We start from the raw sequence: 25,895 nt of genomic DNA, 5'->3' as shown, positions 1-25,895 counted from the left end.
TCGGGGCCCACATGACGGGAAGAGCCGCCCTGACTAGGACAGGGCGGCTCTTCGAATTCGGTGGGAACGTTCCCGCACCGACGGCTTCCTCAGTCGGCGTCGGCGAAGGACAGCACCTCGGCTTCCTGCTGCGGCGTCTCGGCGGGCGCATCCACGCGCTTCAGGTGCTTGTGCCCGATCATGATCAGCGCCGCCGCGATCAGCACGGAGATGGCTCCCGCGTAGAACGGCATGGCCGGACCGACCGTGCCGGCGAGGAGCGTCGCAGCCGGCGGGGCGACAGCGCCGCCGAGGAAGCGGACACCCGAGTAGGCGCTCGAGGCAACGGATCGCGGCAGGTCGGTCGCCTCCATCACGCACTCGGTGAGCACGGTGTTCAGGATGCCGAGCAGCAGTCCGCCGACGACGACGCAGACGATGAGCGCGACCAGCGAGCCGACGAAGAGTCCCGCGGCCAGGAGGTCGAGGGCGAGCAGGGGCATGACGAGCCACAGCACGCGCGTGCGCGGCAGCCGGGCGGTCAGCAGCGGGGCGACCCAGACCGAGGTGACGGCGAGAGCGACGCCCCAGCCGAAGAAGATCAGACCCAGGGTGATGGCATCCTCCACGCCCAACGGCACGAGCGCGAACGGCGTGTACGCGAGCAGCACGAAGAAGCCGATGTTGTAGAACAGCGCGGCGCCGGCGAGGAAGCCGAGCGCGGGACGGCCGAGTGCGCGGAACGGCGCGGACAGCTTCGTGGGCTGCGGCTTCTCAGGGTTCTTCTTGAGGAGCGCGACGATCGCGATGAACCCGATCGCCATCAGGGTCGCGGTTCCGAAGAACGGTCCGCGCCAGCTCCAGCTGCCGAGCAGGCCGCCGAGCAGCGGTCCGATCGCGATGCCGAGTCCCAGGGCGGCCTCGTACAGGATGATCGCCGCGGACGTACCGCCGGACGCGGCTCCGACGATGGTCGCAAGGGCGGTGGAGATGAACAGCGCGTTGCCGAGTCCCCAGCCGGCGCGGAAGCCGATGATCGACTCGACGTTCTGCGACAGCCCGGCGGCGAGCGCGAAGACGACGATCAGGGCGAGACCGATGAGCAGTGTCCTCTTCGCCCCGATGCGGCTGGAGATCCAGCTGGTGAAGAACATGGCGGCGCCGGTGATGAGCAGGTAGCTGGTGAACAGCATCTCCGTCTCGGTCGGTGTCGCCTCCAGGCTCTTCGCGATCGCGGGCAGGATCGGGTCGACGAGACCGATGCCCATGAAGGCGATGACGGAGGCGAAGGCGACGGCCCAGACGGCGGTCGGCTGCTTCAGGATGCTGGTGGGGCGTTCGTGGGACATGAAGGGGAGACGGCTCCTTGCCGATCGGTGGTGCGGAGGGAGGGAGGTGGCGACGGGATGTGCGGCTCAGCCGCGGCCGGCCAGAGCGGCCGACGTCGCGGTGGAGAGGTCGGCGCGCGACCCGATGATCTCGACGGTGGCGCGCATGGCGGCGAGCTCGTCGTCGCTGAGGTCGGAGAACATCGGGACGAGCGCGGTGGACAACTCGTCACGCCAGGTCTGAAGCGCGTCGGCGCCCTTCGCCGTGATGGCGATCTGCCAGGCTCGCGCGTCGGTCGTGTCGGCGATCCGTTTGACCCACTCGGCCTCGACGAGGTTGCGCACGATCTTGGTCATCGTCGGCTGCGACACCCGACTGTGTTCGGCGAGCTCGCCGAGGCGCATCGGGCCGACGGTCTGCAGCACGCTGAGGGTGCGCCAGGTGGCGGGCGACTCGGTGCTGCCGGTCACTCGTGCGGCGAGCCGGGCGAGGCGGTGCGCGGCGACGACGAGGTCGCCGAGGATCTGGTGGAGTTCGGGGGTCTCGGGCATGAGACCAATTATATATAGCTTGCCTATGTTTATCAAACGGCGCGTTGCGCGAGCACGTATCCCTGCGGCGACTTCTCCGGCGGCACCGCCTGCCGGATGAGCTCGGCGGTCGGCGCGAACCCCGCCTCGACCAACCGCTCCCTGACCCGCTCGGGATGCTGTCGCCGGGTGTGCAGGTCGAGGTCGTGCCCGTACGCGTGCGTGAGGTGCACGACGTCCTCCCCCGCCTGGAAGGCGAGGAGCAGCACCCCGCCCGGACGGATGACACGCGCGAACTCGGCGTACAACTCGCCCTGGCGCTCATCGGGCGTGTGGATGACGGAGTACCAGGCGAGCGCTCCGGCGAGAGCGCCGTCTTCGAAGGGCAGCTGGGCCATCGTCCCGACCTCGAACCGAACAGCGGGATGCTCGCGCCGGGCCACCTCGATCATCCCGGGCGACAGGTCGATGCCGACGACATCCATTCCGAGTCCCGCGAGGTATCCGGCGATGCGGCCGGGTCCGCATCCCAGGTCGCCGACCGGGCCGCCCCCGCCGCGCGCCACCTGCTCCGCGAAGACGCCGAGCATGGCGCGGTCGAACTCGCTCCCCGCGAGGTGGTCGCGGAGCAGGTCCGCGTAGTCCTGGGCGACGGTGTCGTACGCGAGTCGGGTGGCGGTCACATCGGCGGGCTCGTCGGTCATCCCGCGAGTCTAGGGGCAGTGATTCGTGCCGAATGTGCGGTATCGCAGGCCCTGAACGCACATTCGGCACGAATGTGGAGGGGGTGGGACGGCGAAGCGCCCCCGGCCGGGTGGCCGGAGGCGCTTCGTGGTGGGTGTTACCGCAGGTACCTGTCGTAGAGGAGGGTCCTGCGGCACAGATCCGGCGGGTGGCAACCGCTGTCGCGGTCCTCACCGTGGAGCATCGCGTGACCGAAGTCACGCAGTCGCGAGGCGTATGCACGCCAAGAACTGGTATTCATCGTGGTTCTACTTCCGGTTGTGCGTCCTTGCACACCGATGCCCGCTGGCGGGCGCGATCGGACGCGTGGATGGGTGAGCATCCGCGCCCGCGCGTCGCTTAACGCACGGAGGGCGTCGCCCCGTTACGGGGGCGACGCCCTCCGCAACGCGGACACTCTCTGAAAGGAGGAGTCCGCGTCGCGCCTGTGTCTACGACACAGCGGCTGTCAGCCGTCGGTAAGAAGAGCCCCGATGGGGCCCTGATTACTTCAGGGTGACGGTGGCGCCAGCCTCTTCGAGCTGGGCCTTCGCCTTGTCTGCGGTCTCCTTGTTGGCACCCTCGAGCACGGTGCTCGGAGCGCCGTCAACGAGGGCCTTCGCCTCACCGAGGCCGAGGCTGGTGAGGGCGCGCACCTCCTTGATGACCTGGATCTTCTTGTCACCGGCGGCCTCGAGGACGACGTCGAAGGAGTCCTTCTCCTCGACCTCTTCAGCAGCGGCGCCCGCACCACCGGCGGCCGGAGCGGCCACGGCGACGGGGGCGGCGGCGGTGACCTCGAAGGTCTCCTCGAACTTCTTCACGAACTCGCTGAGCTCAATGAGCGTGAGCTCCTTGAACGCGTCGAGCAGCTCCTCAGTCGAAAGCTTTGCCATTGTTCTCTCCTTAGTGTGTGTGGTTACTCACCGCTGGCCTGGTCCGTGAGGACTCAGGCAGCGGACTCCTGCTTCTCACGCAGCGCGTCGACCGTGCGAACGGCCTGCGACAGCGGTGCGTTGAACAGATATGCGGCTCCGAACAGCGAGGCCTTGAAGGCGCCGGCCAGCTTGGCCAGCAGAACCTCACGGGACTCGAGGTCGGCGAGCTTGCCTACCTCTTCTGCGGTCAGCGGGTTACCGTCGAAGTAACCGCCCTTGACCACAAGCAGAGGGTTTGCCTTGGCGAAGTCACGCAGCGACTTCGCGACGGCGACAGGGTCACCGTGCACGAACGCGATCGCGGACGGCCCAGCGAGCTCCTCGTCGAACGACGAGATGCCCGTGTTGTTGGCCGCGATCTTGGTCAGCGTGTTCTTCACCACGGCGTAGGTCGCGTGCTCACTGATCGACGTGCGCAGCTGCTTGAGCTGAGCGACAGTGAGACCGCGGTACTCGGTCAGCAGAACGGCGGTCGAGCTCTCGAACAGGTTCGTGAGCTCGGCGACCGTGGCTTCCTTGTTCGCCATGGCCTACTCCTCAATCTTCTTCGTCGCACACCGCGGAAGCGGTGTGCCCGCCAAAGTCGCTGGACGACACCGTCACCGGACAAAGAAAAAAGCTCCGGCGCAGAGGCACGGAGCTGGCGACGCAGAGAATGCGGAACTTGCTTCATACACCTGCGCGGGCCCCCACCTGAGTGGATCTTCGGTCATGCGAGCACGACAACCAGCGGTCTTTGGCTTCGTACAGGGTACGGGATGCGCACCCCGGTCTGCAAATCGGGTTCAGACGGCGGCCGGCACGAGCGGCAGCGACACCGTGAACACGGTCCGGCCCGGCTCGCTCGTGACCGTCACGTCTCCCTCGTGCGCCTGCACGACCGCCTGCACGATGGCGAGGCCCAGCCCGGTGGATCCGGTGGCGCGGTTGCGGGAGCTGTCGCCGCGGGCGAAGCGCTCGAACAGCGTCGCCTGCATGTCCTCCGGAATGCCCGGGCCGTCGTCCGCGACGGTGATGACGGCGCGGTGCGCGTCCTCATCCACTCGCAGGCCGGCCGTCACCTTCGTGCCCTCCGGCGTGTGCACCCGCGCGTTCGCGAGCAGGTTCATGAGCACCTGGTGCAGTCTCGGGGCGTCGCCGACGACCTCGACGGGCTCGTCGGGCAGGTCGAGGGCCCACTCGTGGTCGGGTCCGGCCGCGTGGGCGTCGCTCAGCGCATCCACCAGCAGCAGGGAGAGGTCCACGGGATCGCGGTCGAGCTCGCGGCCCTCGTCGAGCCGGGCGAGCAGCAGCAGGTCCTCCACGAGGGAGGTCATCCGGGTGGCCTCCGACTCGATGCGGCCGAGCGAGTGCGTGACGTCCGGCGGGAGTTCGTGCGGGGCTCGCCGGGTCAGCTCGGCGTAACCGCGGATGGAGGCGAGCGGTGTGCGCAGCTCGTGGCTGGCGTCGGCGACGAATTGCCGTACCTTCTGTTCGCTCGCCTGGCGTGCGGTCAGGGCGGAGGCGACGTGGCCGAGCATCCGGTTCAGTGCTGAACCGACTTTTCCGACCTCCGTGTGCTGGTCGGTGTCGGCTTCCGGGACGCGGACGGAGAGCGCGACGTCTCCTCGATCGAGCGGCAGGGACGAGACCTGTTCCGCGGTGTCCGCCACCCGCTCCAGCGGACGCATCGCCAGCCGGACCACGACGCTCGCGAGAAGGAAGGCGAACACCAGCCCGGCGAGGGTGACCAGCACGATGACGAGCGTGAGCCGGGCGACGGTCGCGTTCACGTCGCTGAGCGGGAGGCCGATGATGACGCTGTCGCCGTTCGTCAGCTGGACAGCCGCCACGCGGTACTCCCCCAGGGACGCGCCGAGGTCGATGGTGCGGGGGTGGCCGTCCGACGGCAGACTGAGCAGAGCGGTGGTCGAGATGAGCACGCGCTTCGGCGCCACCGGCTGATCGGGCGTGCTTCCGGGCGGCCTCTCGGAGAGGATGACGGGGTAGAGCAGCATGTCGCCGCTGCGGATGACACCGAAGGTGCCGGTCTGCTGACCCGGCGTCTGGACGATTCCGATGACGTCCGGTCCCGTCGGCTGGTCGCCGTAGATGCGATCCGCGGCCCGCTGGCCGCGGTCGAGCGCAGAAGTGAGCTGCCCATCCAGCCGCTGCATCAGGTAGTTCTGGAGCGCGAAGACGCTGACCGTCCCGATCACGGCACCCAGCACCGCGAGCATCGCCACGACGACGAGCACGACGCGGCTCCGCAGCGTCCACGAGCGGAAGGGCCGGATGCGCCAGGATCGGCCGCCCGCGCGACCGGTTCCGCCCGGCTCGGTGGTCGGGGAGCCCGCGACGCGGGCGGAGGTCATTGCGCGGCCTTCACCATGTACCCGGCGCCGCGGACCGTGTGGATCATCGGGGCGCGACCGGCGTCGATCTTCTTGCGCAGGTACGAGATGTAGAGCTCGACCACGCTGGACGAGCCGCCGAAGTCGTAGCTCCAGACCCGGTCGAGGATCTGGGCCTTGCTGAGCACGCGGCGCGGGTTGCGCATCAGGAAGCGCAGCAGCTCGAACTCGGTGGCGGTCAGCTGGATGGGCTCGCCGTCGCGGTGGACCTCGTAGCTGTCCTCGTCGAGCACGAGGTCGCCGACGATCAGCACGGGGTCGTCGTGGTCGGCGACCGCCGCGCGCGACCGGCGAAGCAGACCGCGCAGGCGCGCGACGAGCTCCTCCAGGCTGAACGGCTTGGTCACGTAGTCGTCGCCGCCCGCGGTGAGGCCGGCGATGCGGTCGTCGAGGGAGTCCTTCGCGGTGAGGAAGAGGACGGGCGCCTCGTTGCCGTCGGCGCGCATCCGCGACAGCACCTGGAGGCCGTCGATGTCGGGGAGCATGATGTCGAGCACCACGACATCCGGCTTGAACTCGCGCGAGAGCTGCAGAGCCTGCTGGCCGTTCGACGCGGTCTTGACCTCCCAGTCCTCGTAGTGGAGGGCCATCGCGAGGAGGTCCGTCAGCGTCGCCTCATCGTCGACGACGAGCACGCGGATGGCGCTGCCGTCCGCGCGGCGCAGGAGGGTACGGGGCTGGCTGGAGGGGCCGGAGGCGGCGCGCGCATTGATGGTCACCTTTCTCATTATGAGGAGCGCGATGGATGCTGACTTTGCACAACCTATGAACTCTCTGAGTACCGCTCGTGCTGTACTGTACGTTGTACATGTACAGCGTACGAGTCAGGACATCGATGAACGAATACCGCAACCGCACCGCGCTCGTGACGGGGGCCTCCAAGGGCCTCGGAACCGCGCTCGCCCGCGACCTTGCTTCGCGGGGTTCGCACCTGGTTCTCGTCGCTCGCTCCGCGAGTCGATTGGAGCACCTCGCCGACGAGCTCAGGGCGCAGTACGGCGTTCAGGTCAACCCCATCAGCGCAGACCTCGGGTCGGATGAGGGGGTGCAGACCGTCCTCGCGGCGACGGCCGCGCTTCCGGCAATCGATCTACTGGTCAACAACGCCGGCCTCGGCGGCGTCGGGTCGTTCGTCGATCGCCCCCTCGATGAGGCCATCGCCCCGATCGCGGTGAACGTCATCGGCCTCGTCCGGTTGACCCACGCGGTTGCCGGTCGTATGGCGAACGACGGCCGCGGCGGGATCATCAACATCGGGTCGACCGGAGCGTTTCAGCCGATGCCGTTCCAGAACGTCTACTCATCGACCAAGGCGTTCGTCCTCATGTTCACTGAGGCCTTGGCCGAGGAGCTGCGCGCCCGAGGCGTGCGGGTGATGATCGCGTCGCCGGGTCCGACGGCTACGGAATTCTTCGCCGACTCGGAGGTCGACCCGGCCGTGCGGTCGCTCGACTCCGCGGACACGGTCGCCCGCGACATCCTGGACGACTTCGCTGCCGGACGTACGGCCTCGTACCCCGGCCGACGATCGAACCGGCCGCAGACCTGGGCCGCGCGCATCCTGCCCCGGACGGCGGTGACCCGGATCACCGGCGATCTCGCCCGGAAGAACGGCTTCGATGTGTGAGTCGAACGGGTCCTTCAGTTCGCCGACGACGTGGCCATGAACCGCACTCCCCCGACGAAGTGCTCGATGACGAGCCGGAAGTACGAATCAGGCTCATCGCACGACGCGAGGAGTGCACGGTGGCGGGCCACGGCGGGGTACTCGCGCTCGTCGACAGCCTCGAGCGCCATCCGACGAGCATCCGCCCCGAGCGCGCCTTCCGCTGTCGCCGGGGCGTTCAGCTCGCCGGTCACCGCCGCCATGATGACGTTGAAAGCCATCGAACCCAGCCACGCGATGGACGCGTCGGGTAGCTCGGCACCCTCCAGGGCACGCAGGACGCGGTCTGAGAGCGCAAGCCCCCGGGGGTGATTCAGGACGCGGGCCGCGGCGAGGCGAGCGACCTCGGGGTGGGGGCGAAGGATGTCGCTGAATGCCGTGAGCGCGGCAGCGAGGTCGCGATCCCAGCTCGATGCAGGTTCCGGCAACGCCAGCGCGTCCAGGATCGCATCTCCCATGCTCTCGAAGAGCGCGTCCTTGCCGTCATAGTGCCAGTAGAGCGCCATCGGACTCACGTGCAAGGATTCCGCGACGCGTCGGATCGTGACCGCGTCGATCCCCTCCGCGTCGGCGATTCCGACAGCCGCCGCGGTGATCGCAGCCCGAGACAGACCCGCGCCCGCGGCGGCGCCACGACGGCTGCGAGTCGCTGCGGGTGTCTGACTTCGGGCCACGCCGCCATTGTACTTTGTACGGCTCCACAGCGCGCCGACCGTCCGGGGCCGCCGTCATCGCAACGACAGCGTGAGCTCCTCCCCCAGCCACGACAGCTTCTGCGGGTTGCGGACGATGTACATCCCCGTGATCCGCCCGTCCTGGGTGTGCGCGGCCAGGACACCGTCGAATTCGCCCGCCACGAAGAGCGCCAGCGCCGGGCTTCCGTTGACGACCGTCGGCTCGATCGCGAAGTCCGGAGCCTTCCGCAACCCGCCGGCGATGAAGCGCGTCACCTTGTCGGCGCCGAGGATCGGCCGGAGGGCGGCCTGCTTCACTCCACCAGCGTCGCTGATGAGCACGACGTCGGGGGCGAGCACGTTGAGCATCGCCTGCACATCTCCTGTCTCGACCGCGATGCGGAAGGCGTCCAGCGCGGCGCGCGCCTCACCGGGGCTGACACTGACCCGCGGTCGCCGCGCCTCCACGTGCTGCCGGGCCCGGTGCGCGATCTGCCGGACGGTCGCGGGCGTCTTCTCCACGGCTGCCGCGATCTCGTCGAACTCGAAGCCGAAGATCTCGCGCAGCACGAACACCGCGCGCTCCGTGGGCCCCAGGGTCTCCAGCACCACCATCAACGCCATGGAGATGCTGTCGGCGAGCTCGGCATCGTCGGCGACATCGGGCGAGGTCAGCAGCGGCTCGGGAAGCCACGGCCCGACGTACGCCTCACGGCGGTGCTGCGCGCTGCGGAGGCGGTTGAGGGCGAGCCGTGTCGTGATCCGCACCAGGTAGGCGCGGGGCTCCCGCACCTCCGCCTGGTCGACGGTGCTCCAGCGCAGCCAGGTCTCCTGCAGCACGTCCTCGGCATCCGCCGCCGAGCCGAGCATCTCGTACGCCACCGTGAAGAGGAGGTTGCGGTGCGCCACGAAGAGCGACGTCGCCGCATCCGTCCGGTTCGAGCTCATGCGCCCTCCCGTCCCGGGGTCGCGCCCGCCACCACCGCGGCCGACCCGTTCACTGCGAGCATACGGCGGCGCTCGCGGTCGCCGAATGCTGCGGGGAGCCGCGTCGCGCCGGGATGCCGGGCCTCGAGCGTCAGCTGCTGCACGGTACTCCGGCAGACAATCTCCTTCACGACCGCGCCCGCGCGGCCACCGATGAGCGCGCGCGTCGCCGTGTCGTTCTTGTGCTCGAACTGGAAGATGCCGTGACGCCGTCCCAGGCTGATGCAGAGACCGACGAATCCCATCACGAACGGTTCGGCCTCGCGACCGTCGATCCGGCGGAGGACGGTGTCGGCCGCGTGGCCGCCGAGCGGCTCCGCCGCCTGGCAGCTCATTCGGAGCGGCTGCCCGGAGGGGGCGGCCGAGTCGCCCGCCGCGACGATGCGGTCGTCGTCGACGCTGGTCAGCGTCTCGTCGGTCAGGAGCCGGCCGGCGGTGTCCACGGTCAGTCCGCTGCGGCGCGCGAGGTCGGCTGCGGCGAAACCCGCCGCCCAGATGGTGAGCGCGCTGGGGCGCGTGCTGCCGTCCGCCAGCACCACCGCATCCTGCTTCACCGCAGCCACGCGGGAGCCGGGGCCGTCCTCGACCGCGACGCCGAGCGCCGCGAGCCGCCGAGCGACGGACCGGCGTCCGTGCGGATGGAGCGACGGCCCGAGGAGCCCGCCGCAGTACAGCGTGACGGTACGACCCTGCTCGGCGAGTTCCGACGCGACCTCGATGCCGAGCGGACCGCCCCCGACGACGGCGACGGGGTCCGTCGAGCCCAGTGCCGCGAGCTCCTCGCGCAGCCGGTCCGCGTCTCCGAGCTGCGCGATCGGAAGGGCGTGCTCGGCAGCGCCGGGGACATCGGCGAAGGCGCGGACGCTGCCCGCGGCGTACACGAGGTAGTCGTAACCGAGCTGCTCGCCGGAGGCGAGCTCCAAGCGCCGGGCCGACGCGTCGATGCGCTCGACGGCGTCGACGACGAGGTGGACGGACGGTGCCAGGACCTTCGGGAACTCGACGATCGCGTCGTCCGTGCCCGCCGCCAGCTGGTGGAGACGGATGCGCTCGACGAAGACCGGCCGCGCGTTCACCAGCGTCACCGAGACGCCGTCCCGACCGCTCAGCCGGTTGGCCGCCGCCACTCCGGCGTATCCGCCTCCGATCACCACGACATCGACCTTCTGCTGCATGGGATTCCTCCTTCTGATTGCCTTCACCCGTACGACACGGCAAGGGCTTCAGATGTGACAATCCGCAGGAAACCGGTCACTCGGTGGATGCATAGCTTCGCCATAGCGACCCGAAAACGGCCGTTCCTAACCTCACGCCAGACGTTCATCCGACAGCACAGTTTGGGAGCCCATGTTCGGAACCTATCTGCGGCGCGAGTTGCTCAACCGCCGCAAGCAGACGATCATCATCGCGATCGGGATGGCCCTGGCGATCGCGCTGGTCATCATCGTGGACGCGGTCTCGGCGGGGGTGCGCCAGGCGCAGGAGAGCGTGCTCCAGTCGGTCTACGGGGTGGGGACGGACATCACGGTGAGCCAGCCCGCGACCGCGCAGAACGCGACCGGGCTGCAGGGCGCGGGAGGCGGCCCGCGCTTCGATTTCGGCGCCAACGCCGGGACGGACACCGGCGGCGCCCGGCAGGTCAACACCTCCCGCCTCGAACCGACCCGCGGCGCGACGGTCATGGACGCATCCACCCTCACCACGGTGAAGAAGGTGCAGAACGTCGAGTCGGCCGCCGCCGTGCTCTCACTCACCAACACCAGTTTCAGCGGGACGCTGCCGAACTTCCAGCAGCTCCGCCAGGAGCGCGAGAGCGGCCAGGCGGCGCAGCCGACCGCGCCTCCGACGGGCGGCTCCGACGGCGCGGGCGGCAGCTCCTTCACGGTCGACTCGTTCTCGGTGCTCGGCCTCGACCCCGCCGGCAAGTCGGTCGGCCCCCTCGCGTCGGTGACCCTCACCGGCGGCCGGAGCTTCACGGCGGCGGACGCGGGCAAGGATGTGGTGGTGCTCGACGCGAGCTACGCCAAGACGGCGAGCAAGGCGGTCGGCGACACCGTCACCATCGGCGGCACGGACTTCTCGGTGATCGGGATCGTCGCGGCGACCGGCTCCGACGCGACCACCGCGGCGAACGCGTACATCCCGCTCGATGTCGCCCAGACGCTCTCCGGGCAGAGCGGAAAGATCTCGTCCGTGTACGTGAAGGCGGCATCCTCCGGCGACATCGACCAGATCAAGTCCGACCTGACGAAGGCCGTCTCCGGGGCGACGGTCAGCACGCAGGCCGACCTCGCCTCGACCGTCTCCGGGTCTCTCGGCAGCGCCGGCCAGCTCATCGCCAACCTCGGCACCTGGCTGTCGGTGATCGTGCTCGCGGCGGCCTTCCTCATCGCCATCCTGTTCACCATCTCCGGCGTCACCCGGCGCACCCGCGAATTCGGCACCCTCAAGGCGATCGGCTGGTCCAACCGGCGCATCGTCGGGCAGGTCGCCGGCGAGTCCGTGGTGCAGGGCGTCATCGGGGGCGTGATCGGCGTCGCGGTCGGCCTCCTCGGGGTACTCGTCGTCAACCTGATCTCGCCGACGCTGACCGGCAGCATCAGCCACGGCACCACCGGCGCCGCCGCCGAGCGCTCCGGTGCGACGACGGGGGCGACCGGCGAAGGCGCGGCCCGCGGCTTCGGCGGCGCCTTCGGAGCGGCCAGGGAGGCCGCGACGACCTCCGCGAACATCGCCCTGCACGCCCCAGTGACCCTGTGGATCATCGTCGGCGCGGTCGGCCTCGCCATTCTCGGCGGCCTGATCGCCGGGGCCATCGGCGGATGGCGTGCCTCTCGACTCCGCCCGGCCGCGGCTCTCCGCTCGGTCGCCTGAACCCGGTCATCCCGCCCTCGAAGGAGCTCACATGTACACCCTGACCGACGTCACCAAGACCTACAGCCAGTCCAAGCGCCAGGTCGTCGCACTCAACGACGTGACCTTGGAGATCCCGGACGGCCAGCTGGTCGCCATCCAGGGCCCGACCGGTGGAGGCAAGTCGACCCTGCTGCAGATGCTCGGGGCCCTCGACCGGCCGACCTCCGGCTCGGTCGAGCTCGGGGCCGACAGCCTCTCGAAGCAGCACGACGGACGGCTCGCGAAGATCCGAGCGAAGGAGATCGGGTTCGTCTTCCAGGGGTTCAACCTCATCCCGACCCTCACGGCTCAGGAGAACGTGGAGACGGCTCTCGCGCCGCTCAAGGTCAGCGCCGCCGACCGCAAGCGCCGCGCGGCGGAAGCCCTCGCGTCGGTCGGGCTCGCCGACCGCGGCAACCACCTGCCGTCGGAGCTCTCCGGCGGCCAGCAGCAGCGTGTCGCGATCGCGCGGGCGCTGGTCAAGGATCCGGAGGTGCTGCTGGCGGACGAGCCGACGGGCAACCTGGACGAGGAGACGCGGGACGAGATCATGGACCTGCTCGAAGGACTGTGGCGCGACCGCGGTCTCACGGTCGTGATCGTGACGCATGACACCGCGGTCGCGAAGCGCGCCCAGCGACGCCTGCACATCAAGCACGGACAGGTGCGCGAGGTCGACTGACCAGGGCTAGGAGCGGGCGCGTGCGGCGAGCGAGCGGATGAAGCCGGCCACGTCATCCGGCTTCTCCTCGGCCATGAAGTGGCCGGCGTCGATCGGCTCGTAGACCAGGTCGTCCGACCAGGCGCCCCAGATCGCGCGCGGGTCGAAGCCGAGCTGCGATCCCCAGTCCTGCGAGAGGACTCCGACGGGCATGGCCAGCCGTCGGCCCGCGGCGCGATCGGCGCGGTCGAGGTCGAGGTCGATTCCGGCGCTCGCCCGATAGTCGGCGACGATCGACGGCACCGCGGCCACCGAGCTGTCGATGTAGTACCTGCGCACCTCCGGCGTGAACGTGGTGCCGTCGGTGTCCCACGCGTCGAGGAACGAGGCGAAGAAGTCGTCGGCGACCGCGGCGATCATGCGCTCGGGCAGTCCCACCGGCTGGGCCATCAGGTAGAGATGCCAGGCGATCTTCGCATCCACTCCATGGAGCACCTCCCAGGTGTCGAGGGTGGGGAGCACGTCCAGGATGCCGAGGTACGGGACGCGCTCCGGGTGGTCGAGCGCGGCGCGGACGCCGACGAGCGCTCCGCGGTCATGGCCGACGAGCCCGAAACGTTCGTGTCCGAGGGCGGACGCGACCGCTACGACGTCGTCGCCCATCGTGCGCTTGGAGTAGGTGTCCGGGCCGCCCTCCGCCGGCTTGCCGCTCTCGCCGTAGCCGCGCAGGTCGGGGACGATCACGGTGTGATCGTCGGCGAGCCGCCGGGCGACCTCGCGCCACATGTAGTGGGTCTGCGGGAAGCCGTGAAGCAGCACCACCGCCGGGCCGGTCCCGCCGACCGCGACGTGGAGCGGAGTCCCGTCGCTGCCGGGGATGGTCTGGTAGCTGAAGCCGTCGATCGTGGCCATGGTGGATCTGCCTCCTGGGCGGTGGGGTGCTGAGGGTGGTGGGGTGCTGAGGATGGTGGAGTGGGACGTCAGTCGTCGACGGTCGCCGGGTGACCGGAGAAGATGCCCGCGGGAAGAGCGCGTGTGCCGGCTGCCGTCGCCCGGAGCGCGGGGATGAGGATGGTGTCGACCAGCGCCTCCAGGTAGCCGTCGGTGACGGCGAGGCCGTTGAGGCGGCGGAGCAGGAGCACGGAGCCGGTGACCTCCTCGAACGGGAAGGGGTCGACGCCCTCGGGCAGCTCACCCCGGCGGACCGCGGCCGCGACGACGTCCGCCGGAAGGCGCGCGCCGGTCGGGCCGACCGTCTGCTCGATCGTCTCGCCGAGCTCCGGGTCCTCGAACCCGGCCTGCAGGAGCGCGAGCGCGGTCTGACCGTCGGCCGAGCGGAGGGTGGTGAGCAGGCGCCGGCACAGCGCCAGCAGGTCGCCACGCAGCGATCCCGTGTCGATCGCGTCGGCGTCGTCCCGCCGGGCCGGACCGACCTTCAGTGCGGCGACGACCATCTCGCGCTTGTTCGCCCAGCGGCGGTACAGCGTCGGCTTGGAGGCACCGGCCCGGCGGGCGACCTCCTCGAACGAGACGCCGTCGTAACCGCGCTCGGCGAGGAGCGCGTTGACGACGGCGAGGATGTGGGACTCGCGGCTGTCGTCCCGCGGGCGGCCCGTTCGGCGGGAGACATTCTCTGAATACGACACGTACCGTATCGTAACGTGAACCGAGCGGCTCGGCAAGCCGCCGCGGGAGGCGTCAGCGCAGGACGGGGTCGCGGTCCGAAGCGGCGGTGAACTGTTCGATGTCTCGCAGCGTGGGGCTCGACTCCCAGTCGCCGGGCGTCATGCAGAGCATCGCTCCGCACACATTGGCGCGATGCAGGCGCGCCGGGAGGTCGGAACCGTCCAGGACGCCGCTGAGGTACCCGGCGACGAACGCGTCGCCGGCCCCGACCGTGTCGACGACCTCGATGACGAGACCCGGGGCCTCGACCACTCGCGTCGCGAGCACGGTCGTCGCGCCGTCGGCGCCGCGCTTGAGCACGACCTCGGCGGGCCGATGCTCGAGGAGCCGCGCGCACGCGACCGCGGCGTCCGTGCCCGGGTAGAGCAGTTCGAACTCCTCCGGCCCGCCGAACACGATGTCCGCGCGTTCGGCCAGCTCCCGGAGCCACGGCCCGGCGACGGCCGGCGACGCGAGAGACGATCGGTAGTTGATGTCGAAGGTGACAGTTGCACCGGCCGCGTGCGCGCGGTCGATCGCGACCGAGAGGGTCTCGCGGGCCGACTTGGAGATGAGGGCCGTGATCCCGGTGAGGTGCAGCAGGTCGGCCTGTTCGATCCAGCCGTCGGGCAGGTCGGAGGGAACCAGCCGCGACCCGGCCGAACCGGACCGGTAGTACAGGACACGGGTCGACGTCGGGCGGGGGCGCTCCTTGAGCATGAGCCCCGTCGGCGCGCCCGCATCGATGACGGCGCGCGCGTCGACCCCCTCGGCGCGGATCTCGCGCACCACGCGCTCCCCCAGAGAATCGTCGCCGACGCGACCGAGCCAGCTGACGTCGAGCCCGAGCCGGCTCAGGGCGATCGCGACGTTGCTCTCGGCACCGCCGATGCCGAGAGCGAGGTCGGACGCATGCCGGAGGCTGCCGATGTCACGGCTGCGCACGAGAGCCATCGTCTCGCCGAGCGTCGCGACCCGTCGGCGGCCGGAGACGGTGGTCATGGCCTGCCGCCCGCGGCGACAGCGACGAACGCGCCGGCCCGCTCGCGCAGGGCGCCGAGGTCGCCGCCCTGGAACGCGTCGCCCAGCAGCGGGCCGCCCACGCTCACGGCCGCGGCACCGGTTGCGAGCCAGTCCTCGGCGCTCTCCAGGCCGATGCCCCCGGAGGGCACCACCTCGATGTCGGGGAACGGTCCCCGCAGATCCTTGACGTAGCCCGCGCCGAGCCGTCCGGCCGGGAACACCTTGACGGCTGACGCCCCGGCCGACCACGAGGCGAACAGCTCCGTCGGGGTGAACCCGCCCGGCACGAACGGCACACCGGCCTCCACCGCCGCGGAGACGAGCTCGGACCGGGTGATCGGTGTGACGAGGTAGCGTGCGCCCGCATCCACCGCGCGCCGGAGCTGGTCGGTGTCGGTCACGGTGCCGATGCCGATGTCGGCGTCGTCACCGAATCGCTCGACCAGCCGCGGCAGGTGCTCGATCGTCCCCGGGGTCGTGAGAGTCAGCTCCACGCTCCGGATGCCGGCATCGATGAGCGCCTCGAGCACGGGGTCGTAGTCCTCGGCGCGCCGTGCTCTCGCGACGACGATGAGCCGCGACCGCGCGGTCTTCTGCGGGAGTGGAAGCCGCGTGCCGTCACCAGTCATGGACGGTCCCGTCCGTGAGCCGGTTCACCGGGAGGTAGGCCTTCGCGTAGTCGAAGGAGGCTGCCGCGTCCTCGTCGAGTTCGACACCGAGCCCGGGCTGCTCCCCCGGGTGAAGGAATCCGCGGTCGAACGTGAAGGAGGTCTGGAACACCTCCAGCGTCTGCTCGTTGTGCGGCATGTACTCCTGGATGCCGAAGTTGTGGATCGCGAGGTCGAGGTGGAGCGCCGCCGCCATCCCGACGGGCGAGATGTCGGTCGGGCCGTGGATGCCGGACTTGATGCCGTAGATGGCGGCGAAGTCGAGGAGCTTCTTCATCGCGGTGATGCCGCCGGTGTGCGTGACGGCGGAGCGGACGTAGTCGATGAGGCGCTCGGTGATGAGCGTCTGATAGTCGAAGACGGAGTTGAAGACCTCGCCGATCGCCAGTGGCGTCGTCGAGTGCTGGCGCACCAGGCGGAGCGCCGTCTGGTCCTCGCCCGGGGTGCAGTCCTCGAGCCAGAACAGGTCGTACGGCTCGATCTCCTTCGCGAAGCGCGCGGCCTCGATCGGCGTCATCCGATGATGACCGTCGTGAAGGATCCGCAGGTCGGTGCCGAAGTCCTCGCGGATCCTGGCGAAGATCCCCGGCATGTGGTTGAGGTAGTTGCGGGTGTCCCACGTCTCTTCGCTCGGACGGCCGTTCTCGGCCCGCTTGGCCGGCTCGTAGTCGTAGCGGACGCCCGGTCCGGCCGCCGAGACGCCGTAGATCTGGCCGAGCCCCGGCACGCCGGTCTGCACCCGCACGGCGGTGAAGCCGAGCTCGCGGTACCCCGTGATCGCGTTCGCGAGCGCCTCGTAGTCTGTGCCGGAGGCGTGGGCGTAGACGCGGACGCCCGAGCGGCTCGCACCGCCGAGCAGCTGGTAGAGCGGCATCCCGGCCTTCTTGGCCTTGATGTCCCACAGGGCCATGTCGACGGCGGCGATGGCCGCCATGGTGACCGGTCCGCGCCGCCAGTAGGGCCCGCGGTAGAGGTACTGCCAGGTGTCCTCGATGCGGTCCTCGTCGCGGCCGATGAGTGTGGAGGCGACGTGGTCCTCCAGGTAGGAGGCGACCGACAGCTCGCGACCGTTCAGGGTGGCGTCCCCCCAGCCGACGATGCCGTCCGAGGTCGTGATCTTGAGGGTGACGAAGTTGCGTCCCGGGCTGGTGATGATGGTGTCGACACGGTCGATGGTCATTGATCGTCCTTCCTTGTCACATCGCGGCGCGCGGGTCGGTGAGGTCGCGCCCCGTCCATTCGGGCGCCACGATAGCGGCGACCAGCGCGCACACGGTGTAGATGCCGAGCAGGACCATGACCGGGATGATGCTGCCGGTCGTCGCTGCGACCCAGGCGGCGGCGATGATCGGGCCGATGCCGGTGGCGATGATGGCGGCGATCTCGCGGACGATGGCTGTCAGCGTGTAGCGGTTCCGCGCCCCGAAGATCTCGGGGAGCGAGATGTTCTCCATGGAGGCGAGGCCGAGAACCGAGACGTTGTGGATCACGGCGTAGCCGACGAAGATCCAGCCGACCTCCTTCGTGTTGATCGCGAGCATCGTCGGGATGATCAGCACGAGCGAGAGCGACGTCATGATGATGTACATCCGCCGGCGGCCGAACAGGTCGCCGAGCCAGCCGACGAGCGGGATCGTCCCGAAGCCGATGAGCGAGGAGACGATCACGATCTCGGGGCCGACGCCCTTCTGGACGGCGAGCGTGATCGTGATGAAGGAGATCATGTAGGTCTGGATGAGGCCCGAGTTGCCGGCCTGGCCGAAGCGGAGGAAGAAGGAGACGAGCGTCGCCTTGACGGGCTTCTTCCGCAGCGCCTCGAGCGAACGGAGGTCGTTGCTCTTCGTCGCGAGGTCGACCATCTCGTCACGCGACAGCGCCTTGCCGTCGACGACGTCGGTGCGCTCCTCGAAGACGGGGCTCTCCTTGAGGCGGAAGCGCACCCAGACGGCGAACACCATGACGATGGAGCTCGCGATGAACGGGATCCGCCATCCCCAGGCGATGACGTCGTCCTCCATCATGACGGCGAGGAGGAGAGCCCAGATCGCCGAGGCGAAGAGCGTTCCGCAGTTGGTGCCGAGCGCGACGAGGGAGGCGATGATGCCGCGGCGACGGGCGGGAGCGTACTCGGCGAGCATGACGCCGGCACCCGAGATCTCCGCGCCGGCGCCGAAGCCCTGCGCGAGACGCAGCACGACGAGCATGATCGGCGCGAGGATGCCGGCCTGTGCGTAGGTGGGGAGGAAGCCGATGAGCGTCGTCGCTAGGCCCATGAGCAGGATCGTGTAGAACAGGACCTTGCGGCGACCGACCTTGTCGCCCATCCGGCCGAAGTACCAGGCGCCGAGCGGGCGGGCGATGTAGCCGACGCCGTAGGTCGCCATGGCGAGGACGACGGCCATGCCCGGCTCCTCCCCGGCGAAGAAGAGCTGGCTGAAGACGAGGGCAGCGGCCAGGGAGTAGAGCTGGAAGTCCATGAACTCCAGCGCTGTGCCCAGCCAGCCCGAGACCGCGGCGCGGACGAGGTCGCCCGTCGACCTCTGGACGGTCTGGGGCGGCGCGGAGGCGTCCACACCGGGGACGTTGGAAGTGCTCATCGTTACTCCTTCGTAAATGAGTGGGGGGGGAGGGATGGTGGAGGGTCAGAGCCGCAGGAGGACCTTGGCCGACGCGGACGAGTCGCGAGCGATCCGGAAGGCGTCGACGGCCTCGGCGGCGTCGATGGTGTGGGAGATGACGGAGTCGAGGGCGTCCGACTCGGCGAGCATCGCGACGGCGTCGTCGATCTCGGTCGAGAAGCGGAATGCGCCGCGGAGGGTCAGCTCCTTGGCGAGCATCGGCGCGAGATTGACGCCGATCTCGGCGTCGGCGAGCATCCCGACCTGCACGACCGTTCCGGCCCGGCGGGCCGCCCGGACGGCCTGGGTGACCGAGACGGGGACGCCGGAGCACTCGAAGACGACATCGTACGACTCGTCCGCGATGGAGTCGCGGCCGACGAGCACGAGCTCGCTCGCGCCCAGCGCCGCCGCGCGATCGAGCGGCTCGGTGCGCACGTCGCTCGCTCCGACGGTGGCGGCCCCGGCGTGCGCGGCCGCCGAGACGACGAGAAGCCCGATGGGGCCCGCGCCGATGACGAGCACGCGCTTGCCCGTGATGTCGCCCGCCAGGTGCACGGCGTGGAGGGCGACCGCGAGCGGCTCGGCCAGGGCTGCGCGCTCCAGTGGGAGGCCGTCCGGGAGCACACGGATCATCTGCTCTTCGACGATCAGGTACTCCGCGGCGCCGCCCTGGCGATGCGGCATGGTGGCGGCGCTGCCGAAGTAGTCGCCGCCGGGCCGCAGGTGCGGCCTGTCCTCGAGGCCGGGCACCTCGGCGCCGTAACGCGCCGGGTGAACCGTCACGGGCGTCCCTTCGGCGAGGCGTCCCGACGGGTCGAGGTCGACGACGGCGGAGAGCTCATGGCCCGGGGTCAACGGCTCCCGGATGGTGTACTCGCCGTTCGCGCCGTGGAAGTAGTAGTGCAGGTCGGAACCGCAGATGCCGACGTAGTGGACGCGGAGCCGCACCTCGCCCGACGCGGGCTGCGGCACCTCCCGGTCCTCCCAGCGGATGTCTTCTCTGCCGTGGATGGCGAGCGCCTTCATCGTCGCGCCCTCCTCGTGATCGTGGGCCGGGTTCACCGTGCTCATGCCGGGACCTCCGATGCTCGTGACCTGATGTCGGTCTCTGCCGCCGTGGTGCTCTCCGTGATCGCCGCCGCGACGCCGTCGCGCGTGATGGTGTCGACGAGGTCGCCGACCCGGTCGATGAACGCCGGACGGTCGGCGAGGTCGGCACCGAAGAGCTGGAGCTCCGTGATCGATGCCTCGGCGAGGTCGGCACCGGTGCGGGCCGACCCCGCGAGGGGGACCAGCCGCTCGCGGGCGGCATCCTTCATCGCGGCGGCGAAGGGGCCGGGATCGAATCCGGGCCGGGGCGCGATGCAGGAGAGGTAGGCCGCGACGGTGAGGGCGATCATGTGGGGCATCTCGCCGCGGTCGAGCAGGCGGAGCGCCGGCGCGGGGATGCGCTGCCTCAGCTTGACGGAGCCGTCCGTGCCCACCTGGCTCGTCTTGTGGCCGAGCGCCGTGTTGCCCCAGCGGAGGAACAGCTGGCGCTCGTACTCGGCGATGTCGACACCCGACGGGACCCGGATGGACGGCGTGTACTCGTGGGCGAGCACGGCGCGCGCGGCGCGCTCGATCGCCGGCCGGCCGACGGCATCCGGGATCGTCTCGACGTTCTGCAGTGCGCCCAGGTACGCGATGAGGGAGTGCGTTCCGTTGAGGAGCCGCACCTTCATGTCCTCGTAGCGGCCGACCTCCGAACTCAAGACCGCTCCCCCGGCCTCCCACGCGGGCCGGCCGGCGGCGAAGTCGTCCTCGATCGCCCACATCGTGAAGGGCTCGGCGGGGACGGGGATCTCATCCCACGCTCCGAGCAGCGACGACACCTGGCCGCGGAGCGCCGGCGTCGTCGACGGGACGATGCGGTCGACCATGCTCGAGGGGAACGACACCGACGACTCGAGGAACGCGAGCGCTTCGGCGCCCTCGGCGGCGGGCAGCGCCTCCAGGAACTCGCGGACGAGAGCCTTCGTGCGGGCGCCGTTGGCGGCGAGATTGTCGCAGCTGAGCACCGTGAGAGGTGCTCCGGATGCCGCGGCCCGCCGCTGGATGCCGCGCGCGAGCTGCCCGATGGTCGAGCGAGGGTGACCCCCTCGCAGGTCGGCGGCGACCGTCTGGTCAGAGGTGTCGAGGCGGCCCGTGGCCGGCGAGAAGCTGTAGCCGTTCTCGGTGACGGTGAGCGTGACGATCCGGGTGCCGGGCTCGGCGATGCTCTCGACGACGCGCTGGGGGTCGTCCGCGGCGACGAAGACGTCGGTGTGCACGCCCGGAACGCTCAGCGACGTCCCTTCGGGCGAGATCGTCGCGACGGAGGAGAGCAGGTCCTGTGCGCGCATCGCGTCGACGACGGTCCGCGATCGCGACGCGACCCCGACGATGCCCCAGTCGCCGCCATCGGCCGCAATGGCTGCAGCCGTGTAGACCGCCTGATGTGCGCGATGGAAGTTGCCGAGTCCGAGATGGACGATCCCGGCGCGAGCAGGCGCCGCGGGCACCGAGACGGTGCCGTGGTGCGACCGCGACAGACGCTGCGGGGTGGCGTTCACGAGCACCGCCCCGTTCGAACTGCCCGTCGACGGGTCCTGGGATCTTCGATGATCGGCATGGAAAAGAGTGTGAATGATTTGTACAAAATTGTCAAGACGCATTCCATGTTGCAGGATGAGCCATGATGGAACAACTGTTCCCGCAACACCGGAGAGGCGGCAATGGGTGCGACGCTGACTGACGTGGCGCGACGCGCGGGCGTCTCGATCGCGACGGCATCCCGGGCCTTCGGAGAACCCGATCGCCTCGCGGCCGCAACCCGGGATCGCGTGCTCCAGGCCGCCAACGCCCTCGGTTACGACAGCCCGCAGGCCGCGACCGCGACCCGCTCGTTCGGCGTCGTCGTACCGGATGTCGCCAACCCGGTCTATGCGACGCTTCTCAAGGCCATCCACTCCCAGGCGTGGCACGGACGCCATCGCACCGTCCTGTTCGACACCGACGAGGACCGCTGGCGCGAGCGCGAGCAGATCGAACAGGCGCGCAAGCTCGACGGCATGCTGCTGTGCTCCCCCCGCCTGCCGGACGACGACGTGCTCGCCCTCGCCGGCGACACGCCCTTCGTCATCGTCAACCGGTACATCGAGGGCGCCCCCTGCGTGCTCATGGACATGGAGAACGGGCCGCAGCAGGCGGTGGAGCACCTCGCCGCGCTCGGACACACACACATCGCGTATGCCGCAGGACCGCTGGGATCCTGGGCCGACGGCCGGCGCGCCGCCACGATCACGAAGGCGTGCGAGCGGTTCGGAATCCGCCTCACGCACTTGAGCCACCAGGCGGCGTCGATCGAAGGCGGCCGGGCCGCGGCCGCGCCCGTGATCGCGAGCGGGGCGACCGCCGTCATCGCCTACAACGACCTCGTCGCGCTCGGCCTGGAGGCCGGCATGTCGGAGATGGGGAGGTCGTGCCCGGCCGACATCAGCATCATCGGAATCGACGACATCGACATGGCGAGCGCGGTGAACCCGGGACTGACGACGGTCAAGATGCCGATCGAGCGGTGCGGAGCGCTGGCGGTCGAGCTCCTGCTGCAGGTCATGGCCGGAGCGACGGTCGCGGAAGCCGCGACGCTCGGCTCGCAGCTCATCGTCCGGGGGACGACGGCCGCTCCCTCACGCTAGGCGCGAGCGGTCGGCACGACGACCATCCCGAGCGCCTCGGCCAGGACGACCGCCTGACGCTCGTCGATGACCGTGCCGCGCAGCACGACCTCCGACGGGTCGACGCCGGTCAGGTCGCTGCCCGCGATGCTCGCCGCGGTGAGATCGGCGCCGGTCAGCGTCGCGGCGCTGAGGTCGCATCCCTCGAACCGCGCCTCCTGACAGCGCGCCTCGGAGAGGTCGGCCTCGCGCAGCCGGACGCCCTCGAACGACGCACCCCGCAGCTCGGCGCGCCGGAGGCTCACGAACGACCAATTGCCGCGGTCGACCTTCAGCAGCGAGAACTCGCAGCCGGAGAACGAGCTGCCGGTCACCTTGCACCGCCGGAAGCTCGCGTCGAAGAAGTTGCAGAACTCGAACCGGCAGTTCACGAAGGCGGAATCGTCGTGCTCGCTCACGTTGAAGCGGACCCTGCGGAACACGCACTCGGTGAAGGTCGCCCCCGAGCTGCGCAGCTCGGTGAAGTCGACGTCGTCGAACACGACCCCGGTGTACTCGACCGAGTCGAGCTCGCGCCCGTACCAGTCCTCGCCCGCGATGGTGTCCTCGGCGTCCGTCATGAGGCGAGCCTAGCCGGGCGCTGACCGGCACGCGGCGGCCACCGACCGCGCAGAATGTGACTTTCGTTGTATCCCTCGGAGCGCCCGAAATGGTGAGGAGCACTCGACAATGAGCGCATGAGCAGCGCGGTCCACCCGAGCCGGGCCGCCCTCGCGTCCTGCGCGTCCCGGGTGGGACTGGCGTTCCTCGAGGGCCGGCCGGTGGTGCTGGGCGTCTTCGCCCTCCGCTTCATCGTCGGCACGCTGCTGGTCGGCGGCGCCGACTGGTCGTCTCCGAGGCTCTCGCTCGCCGCCGCCTCCTGGCTCCTCGCGGTCTGGGCCGTCTATCTGATCAACGGGATCAGCGACCTCGAGGGTGACCGGCTCAACGGCTCGTCCCGTCCCATCGCCGTCGGCCGCCTGGATGTGCGATCGGCGTCCGCGATCGCGGCAATCCTCCTCGCACTGTCGCTGCTGTGCGCATCCCTCCTCCCCCGCGCGTTCCTGGGCGCGGTGGTGGCGTTCGTGTGTTTCGGGCTGGCGTACTCGGTCGGCCCGTGGGCGGCCAAGAAGGCGGCGATCGCAGCCCTCCTGGTCGCGGCTGCAGGAGTGTTCCTGACGTATCTCTCCGCGGCGCTCGTCGCGGCCGGAACGGTGCCGGCATCCGCGCTGGTCTTCGCAACGGTCGCGTCCTGCTGGATCGCGGTGGCCGGGCACACGAAGGACTTCGGCGATGTCGCGGGTGACGCGGCGGAAGGGCGACGGACCCTGCCGGTGATGCTCGGCGTCGAGCGCGCCCGGATTCTGGTCGCTGCCGGAACGGGCATCGTGTCGGCGACGGCGATGGCGCTCGGCGCGGTGGTCCACCAGCTGCGGGCCCTGCTCGTACTCGGCGTCGCCGGCCCGGTCGTGATCGCCCTCACCCTGCTGGTCGAGGGCACGGACCGGCGCCGCGCCAAGCGGCCGTACCGGTCCTTCATGGCGGGTCAGTACGCTCTGAACGTCGCAGCGCTTCTGAACGCGCTCGAGAGCTGAGGGTCGGACGTGGTGATCGGTAACGACGGAGTCGCGCTGCGCGACCGCATCGTGGACGCCCTGTTCGAGCGGCTCCGGGCCTCGGAGAGCACCCTGGTCACCGACCCCGACGTGAGCGACCAGCTCGTCGCCCAGGTCGACTGGATCCTCGACCGCACCTTCGACCGGCTCGGCCGGCCGGCCGGCGCGGAACGGCTCGCGACCCCGGCCCAGCACGGGTCCGGCGTGGGCGAAGCTCGGGCGCGGCAGAACATCCACCCGGTCGACAGCCTGAGCGCCGCGACCGAACTCTTCGACGTCGCATTCTCGATCATCAGCGCCGACCAGCACTCGGAGGTCAGCCTCGCCGACCTCGCGCGGGCGCTGAACGCCTCCATCATGGACGCCGTCGTCCCGGCCTCCGTCGGCTACGTGAACGTGCTGCTGGAGCGCCTGGCCGTCGCCCACAGCGAGGAGCGGCTCGGCATCTCCCGCGAGCTGCACGACCGCGTAGCGCACAGCATCGCCGCAGGCCTCCAGCGATTCCAGCTCGGCGGTGTCGACGACGCGTCGGATCCACGGCTGCGGGAAGGCCTGCAGCTGTTCGGCGCCGCGCTCGACGAGACCCGCGCGATCGCCCTCGACCTCCGCCACGCGGTCGGCGACAAGCGGCTCGACGAAGCCCTGCGGGACTACGTCGGCGACCTCGACGACTCCGGCCCGCCGGTCGAGACCACGGTTGAGGGGACGCCGTACCGCTTCTCGACCGGAGTTCAGGAGGAGGCGTTCATCATCGTCCGCGAAGCCGTCCACAACGCGCGGCGGCACTCCGGCGCCGCGCTCATCCGGGTCCACTCGCACTGGGACCGCCGCGGTCTCACCATCGTGGTGAGCGACAACGGACGCGGGTTCGCCCATGAGTCGGTCCGGTCGGGAGCGCTCGGCCTCATCGCGGCGCAGGAACGTGCCGAGCTGATCGGCGCCGACCTGCACATCGCTCCGGGCCTCGGCACAGGCACCACGCTGACGCTCACCATTCCGAGAGGACGGGAATCCGAATGACCGACGAAACGCGCACCGTCGTCCTCATCGACGACCACGGTATGTTCCGCCAGGGCATCCGGGCGCTCATCGAGGACCGGTTCCGGATCGTCGGGGAGGGCGGGTCCAGCGAGGAGGCGTGGGCGCTCGTCGGCGAGCACTCCCCCGACGTGCTGCTCCTCGACGTCGAGATCCCGGGGGCGCCGGCGGAGCAGACGATCGCGCGCATCCGGCGGCATCACCCGGAGACGGCGGTCGTCATCCTCACGATGCACAGCGATGCGGTGCTCGAACGGCAGTTGCTGCGCGCCGGAGCCGCGGCCTTCGTCACCAAGACCGTGGGCAGCGAGCAGCTGATCGCGGTGATCGCCCGCGCGACCCCGCCGGCAGGAGAACCGGCGGAGGCGGGCGCGGACGCGGAAGCCGCCGACGCCATCCTCACCGTGCGCGAGCAAGAGGTGCTCCGGATGATCGCGCAGGCGTACTCGAACCGCGACATCGCGACGTCTCTGTCGATCGCCGAGGGGACGGTCAAGCGGCACACGACGAACATGTACGAGAAGCTGGGAGCCACGTCCCGGATCGATGCCGTCCGGAAGGCCGCGCGCCTCGGGCTGCTCGACTGACGCCGTCCGCTCAAGAGTTTGGGGCGGTGGCAGGCCCCCGCTCCCGCCACCACCAGCGCCGTTCCCCCGAAGGCGCACATTGAAAGTAATCGCATCCCCGCCCCAACCCAATACACCTTTCGTCACATTCCCCCTCCCCACCCACCGTCGAGTCCGCAAACTTTG

Annotated in this window: 26 protein-coding genes; 7 read left to right on the top strand and 19 right to left on the bottom strand. The window is 70.0% G+C overall.

Going from position 1 to position 25,895, the window contains the following annotated elements:
• Positions 1–89 precede the first annotated feature (89 nt).
• The 7 genes from J2Y42_RS08120 to J2Y42_RS08090 form a co-directional block, all read right to left on the bottom strand.
• Positions 90–1,328, bottom strand: a complete 1,239-nt coding sequence (locus J2Y42_RS08120; RefSeq protein WP_309856713.1) for an MFS transporter — start codon at positions 1,326–1,328, stop codon at positions 90–92.
• A gap of 66 nt (positions 1,329–1,394) precedes the next feature.
• A complete protein-coding gene (locus J2Y42_RS08115) occupies positions 1,395–1,859 on the bottom strand; it encodes a MarR family transcriptional regulator (protein WP_309856709.1) in 465 nt (154 codons plus the stop codon).
• A 32-nt stretch (positions 1,860–1,891) separates the two neighbouring features.
• On the bottom strand, positions 1,892–2,542 hold the full coding sequence (locus J2Y42_RS08110) for a methyltransferase domain-containing protein (RefSeq protein WP_309856707.1): 651 nt from the start codon (positions 2,540–2,542) through the stop codon (positions 1,892–1,894).
• Between the two features lie 525 nt (positions 2,543–3,067).
• A complete protein-coding gene (gene rplL, locus J2Y42_RS08105; RefSeq protein ID WP_018189800.1) occupies positions 3,068–3,457 on the bottom strand; it encodes a 50S ribosomal protein L7/L12 in 390 nt (129 codons plus the stop codon).
• A gap of 53 nt (positions 3,458–3,510) precedes the next feature.
• Positions 3,511–4,026, bottom strand: coding sequence for a 50S ribosomal protein L10 (gene rplJ / locus J2Y42_RS08100; RefSeq protein WP_018189799.1), 516 nt, complete (start codon positions 4,024–4,026; stop codon positions 3,511–3,513).
• Between the two features lie 258 nt (positions 4,027–4,284).
• Positions 4,285–5,853, bottom strand: a complete 1,569-nt coding sequence (locus J2Y42_RS08095) for a HAMP domain-containing sensor histidine kinase (protein WP_309856704.1) — start codon at positions 5,851–5,853, stop codon at positions 4,285–4,287.
• Positions 5,850–6,620 (bottom strand): response regulator transcription factor, encoded by a 771-nt coding sequence (locus J2Y42_RS08090; RefSeq protein ID WP_269209383.1) that lies wholly within the window; start codon positions 6,618–6,620, stop codon positions 5,850–5,852. Before J2Y42_RS08090 ends, J2Y42_RS08095 begins: the two co-directional genes overlap by 4 nt.
• 107 nt (positions 6,621–6,727) lie before the next feature.
• Between J2Y42_RS08090 and J2Y42_RS08085 the strand changes: the two genes are divergently transcribed.
• Positions 6,728–7,519 carry an SDR family oxidoreductase gene (locus J2Y42_RS08085; protein WP_309856698.1) on the top strand — a complete coding sequence of 264 codons (792 nt, stop codon included), beginning with the start codon at positions 6,728–6,730 and terminating at the stop codon, positions 7,517–7,519.
• 14 nt (positions 7,520–7,533) lie between these two features.
• Here the strand turns inward: J2Y42_RS08085 and J2Y42_RS08080 are convergent, their stop codons facing one another.
• From J2Y42_RS08080 to J2Y42_RS08070, 3 genes are read right to left on the bottom strand one after another with little or no spacing between them, the layout of a single operon-like run.
• The gene (locus J2Y42_RS08080) at positions 7,534–8,232 is read right to left on the bottom strand and encodes a TetR/AcrR family transcriptional regulator (protein WP_309856696.1); all 699 of its coding nucleotides are present in this window, start codon (positions 8,230–8,232) and stop codon (positions 7,534–7,536) included.
• A 54-nt stretch (positions 8,233–8,286) separates the two neighbouring features.
• Positions 8,287–9,180 carry an RNA polymerase sigma-70 factor gene (locus J2Y42_RS08075; RefSeq protein ID WP_309856692.1) on the bottom strand — a complete coding sequence of 298 codons (894 nt, stop codon included), beginning with the start codon at positions 9,178–9,180 and terminating at the stop codon, positions 8,287–8,289.
• Positions 9,177–10,394, bottom strand: a complete 1,218-nt coding sequence (locus J2Y42_RS08070; RefSeq protein WP_309856690.1) for an FAD-dependent oxidoreductase — start codon at positions 10,392–10,394, stop codon at positions 9,177–9,179. Before J2Y42_RS08070 ends, J2Y42_RS08075 begins: the two co-directional genes overlap by 4 nt.
• A 172-nt stretch (positions 10,395–10,566) precedes the next feature.
• Here J2Y42_RS08070 and J2Y42_RS08065 point away from each other — a divergent pair, with 172 nt between their 5' ends.
• Both J2Y42_RS08065 and J2Y42_RS08060 read left to right on the top strand, forming a co-directional pair.
• Positions 10,567–12,093, top strand: a complete 1,527-nt coding sequence (locus J2Y42_RS08065) for an ABC transporter permease (RefSeq protein ID WP_309856688.1) — start codon at positions 10,567–10,569, stop codon at positions 12,091–12,093.
• A gap of 31 nt (positions 12,094–12,124) precedes the next feature.
• Positions 12,125–12,796, top strand: coding sequence for an ABC transporter ATP-binding protein (locus J2Y42_RS08060; RefSeq protein WP_309856686.1), 672 nt, complete (start codon positions 12,125–12,127; stop codon positions 12,794–12,796).
• Positions 12,797–12,802: 6 nt separating this feature from the next.
• Here the strand turns inward: J2Y42_RS08060 and J2Y42_RS08055 are convergent, their stop codons facing one another.
• The 8 genes from J2Y42_RS08055 to J2Y42_RS08020 all read right to left on the bottom strand — a co-directional run bounded on the left by J2Y42_RS08055 (position 12,803) and on the right by J2Y42_RS08020 (position 21,346).
• The gene (locus J2Y42_RS08055) at positions 12,803–13,687 is read right to left on the bottom strand and encodes an alpha/beta hydrolase (protein WP_309856684.1); all 885 of its coding nucleotides are present in this window, start codon (positions 13,685–13,687) and stop codon (positions 12,803–12,805) included.
• A gap of 68 nt (positions 13,688–13,755) precedes the next feature.
• The gene (locus J2Y42_RS08050; protein WP_309856681.1) at positions 13,756–14,421 is read right to left on the bottom strand and encodes a TetR/AcrR family transcriptional regulator; all 666 of its coding nucleotides are present in this window, start codon (positions 14,419–14,421) and stop codon (positions 13,756–13,758) included.
• Positions 14,422–14,473: 52 nt separating this feature from the next.
• The gene (locus J2Y42_RS08045; protein WP_309856678.1) at positions 14,474–15,442 is read right to left on the bottom strand and encodes a sugar kinase; all 969 of its coding nucleotides are present in this window, start codon (positions 15,440–15,442) and stop codon (positions 14,474–14,476) included.
• The gene (locus J2Y42_RS08040) at positions 15,439–16,092 is read right to left on the bottom strand and encodes a bifunctional 4-hydroxy-2-oxoglutarate aldolase/2-dehydro-3-deoxy-phosphogluconate aldolase (RefSeq protein ID WP_309856675.1); all 654 of its coding nucleotides are present in this window, start codon (positions 16,090–16,092) and stop codon (positions 15,439–15,441) included. The genes J2Y42_RS08045 and J2Y42_RS08040 overlap by 4 nt, the downstream gene beginning before the upstream one ends.
• Entirely contained in the window at positions 16,082–17,311 is a 1,230-nt protein-coding gene (manD, locus tag J2Y42_RS08035) for a D-mannonate dehydratase ManD (protein WP_309856670.1), read from the bottom strand. The genes J2Y42_RS08040 and manD overlap by 11 nt, the downstream gene beginning before the upstream one ends.
• A 16-nt stretch (positions 17,312–17,327) precedes the next feature.
• Positions 17,328–18,728 carry an MFS transporter gene (locus J2Y42_RS08030; RefSeq protein WP_309856668.1) on the bottom strand — a complete coding sequence of 467 codons (1,401 nt, stop codon included), beginning with the start codon at positions 18,726–18,728 and terminating at the stop codon, positions 17,328–17,330.
• Between the two features lie 45 nt (positions 18,729–18,773).
• Entirely contained in the window at positions 18,774–19,823 is a 1,050-nt protein-coding gene (locus J2Y42_RS08025; protein WP_309856667.1) for an L-idonate 5-dehydrogenase, read from the bottom strand.
• A complete protein-coding gene (locus tag J2Y42_RS08020; RefSeq protein WP_309856665.1) occupies positions 19,820–21,346 on the bottom strand; it encodes a mannitol dehydrogenase family protein in 1,527 nt (508 codons plus the stop codon). The genes J2Y42_RS08025 and J2Y42_RS08020 overlap by 4 nt, the downstream gene beginning before the upstream one ends.
• A gap of 183 nt (positions 21,347–21,529) precedes the next feature.
• Between J2Y42_RS08020 and J2Y42_RS08015 the strand changes: the two genes are divergently transcribed.
• Complete coding sequence (locus tag J2Y42_RS08015) at positions 21,530–22,471, top strand: LacI family DNA-binding transcriptional regulator (RefSeq protein ID WP_309856662.1); 942 nt, start codon at positions 21,530–21,532, stop codon at positions 22,469–22,471.
• Here the strand turns inward: J2Y42_RS08015 and J2Y42_RS08010 are convergent.
• On the bottom strand, positions 22,468–23,070 hold the full coding sequence (locus J2Y42_RS08010; RefSeq protein ID WP_309856659.1) for a pentapeptide repeat-containing protein: 603 nt from the start codon (positions 23,068–23,070) through the stop codon (positions 22,468–22,470). The genes J2Y42_RS08015 and J2Y42_RS08010 overlap by 4 nt on opposite strands.
• A gap of 117 nt (positions 23,071–23,187) precedes the next feature.
• On the opposite strand from J2Y42_RS08010, the gene J2Y42_RS08005 reads away from it, so the two are divergent.
• From J2Y42_RS08005 to J2Y42_RS07995, 3 genes are read left to right on the top strand one after another with little or no spacing between them, the layout of a single operon-like run.
• Positions 23,188–24,084 (top strand): UbiA family prenyltransferase, encoded by an 897-nt coding sequence (locus J2Y42_RS08005; RefSeq protein WP_309856656.1) that lies wholly within the window; start codon positions 23,188–23,190, stop codon positions 24,082–24,084.
• Between the two features lie 9 nt (positions 24,085–24,093).
• Positions 24,094–25,125 carry an ATP-binding protein gene (locus tag J2Y42_RS08000; protein ID WP_309856655.1) on the top strand — a complete coding sequence of 344 codons (1,032 nt, stop codon included), beginning with the start codon at positions 24,094–24,096 and terminating at the stop codon, positions 25,123–25,125.
• Complete coding sequence (locus tag J2Y42_RS07995; RefSeq protein ID WP_309856654.1) at positions 25,122–25,730, top strand: response regulator transcription factor; 609 nt, start codon at positions 25,122–25,124, stop codon at positions 25,728–25,730. Before J2Y42_RS08000 ends, J2Y42_RS07995 begins: the two co-directional genes overlap by 4 nt.
• Positions 25,731–25,895 lie beyond the last annotated feature (165 nt).

The organism is Leifsonia sp. 1010 (assembly GCF_031455295.1).
GTDB lineage: Bacteria > Actinomycetota > Actinomycetes > Actinomycetales > Microbacteriaceae > Leifsonia.
This window is presented reverse-complemented; position numbering and strand designations above follow the sequence as displayed.

Coding starts and splice junctions, on each gene's coding strand:
- J2Y42_RS08055 (WP_309856684.1), bottom strand. CDS start 13,687: ATGGCCACGATCGACGGCTTCAGCTACCAGACCATCCCCGGCAGCGAC.
- J2Y42_RS08040 (WP_309856675.1), bottom strand. CDS start 16,092: ATGACTGGTGACGGCACGCGGCTTCCACTCCCGCAGAAGACCGCGCGG.
- J2Y42_RS08075 (WP_309856692.1), bottom strand. CDS start 9,180: ATGAGCTCGAACCGGACGGATGCGGCGACGTCGCTCTTCGTGGCGCAC.
- J2Y42_RS08110 (WP_309856707.1), bottom strand. CDS start 2,542: ATGACCGACGAGCCCGCCGATGTGACCGCCACCCGACTCGCGTACGAC.
- J2Y42_RS08090 (WP_269209383.1), bottom strand. CDS start 6,620: ATGAGAAAGGTGACCATCAATGCGCGCGCCGCCTCCGGCCCCTCCAGC.
- J2Y42_RS08025 (WP_309856667.1), bottom strand. CDS start 19,823: ATGAGCACGGTGAACCCGGCCCACGATCACGAGGAGGGCGCGACGATG.
- rplJ (WP_018189799.1), bottom strand. CDS start 4,026: ATGGCGAACAAGGAAGCCACGGTCGCCGAGCTCACGAACCTGTTCGAG.
- J2Y42_RS08085 (WP_309856698.1), top strand. CDS start 6,728: ATGAACGAATACCGCAACCGCACCGCGCTCGTGACGGGGGCCTCCAAG.
- rplL (WP_018189800.1), bottom strand. CDS start 3,457: ATGGCAAAGCTTTCGACTGAGGAGCTGCTCGACGCGTTCAAGGAGCTC.
- J2Y42_RS08120 (WP_309856713.1), bottom strand. CDS start 1,328: ATGTCCCACGAACGCCCCACCAGCATCCTGAAGCAGCCGACCGCCGTC.
- J2Y42_RS08065 (WP_309856688.1), top strand. CDS start 10,567: ATGTTCGGAACCTATCTGCGGCGCGAGTTGCTCAACCGCCGCAAGCAG.
- J2Y42_RS08060 (WP_309856686.1), top strand. CDS start 12,125: ATGTACACCCTGACCGACGTCACCAAGACCTACAGCCAGTCCAAGCGC.
- J2Y42_RS08045 (WP_309856678.1), bottom strand. CDS start 15,442: ATGACCACCGTCTCCGGCCGCCGACGGGTCGCGACGCTCGGCGAGACG.
- J2Y42_RS08095 (WP_309856704.1), bottom strand. CDS start 5,853: ATGACCTCCGCCCGCGTCGCGGGCTCCCCGACCACCGAGCCGGGCGGA.
- J2Y42_RS08030 (WP_309856668.1), bottom strand. CDS start 18,728: ATGAGCACTTCCAACGTCCCCGGTGTGGACGCCTCCGCGCCGCCCCAG.
- manD (WP_309856670.1), bottom strand. CDS start 17,311: ATGACCATCGACCGTGTCGACACCATCATCACCAGCCCGGGACGCAAC.
- J2Y42_RS08010 (WP_309856659.1), bottom strand. CDS start 23,070: ATGACGGACGCCGAGGACACCATCGCGGGCGAGGACTGGTACGGGCGC.
- J2Y42_RS07995 (WP_309856654.1), top strand. CDS start 25,122: ATGACCGACGAAACGCGCACCGTCGTCCTCATCGACGACCACGGTATG.
- J2Y42_RS08070 (WP_309856690.1), bottom strand. CDS start 10,394: ATGCAGCAGAAGGTCGATGTCGTGGTGATCGGAGGCGGATACGCCGGA.
- J2Y42_RS08005 (WP_309856656.1), top strand. CDS start 23,188: ATGAGCAGCGCGGTCCACCCGAGCCGGGCCGCCCTCGCGTCCTGCGCG.
- J2Y42_RS08115 (WP_309856709.1), bottom strand. CDS start 1,859: ATGCCCGAGACCCCCGAACTCCACCAGATCCTCGGCGACCTCGTCGTC.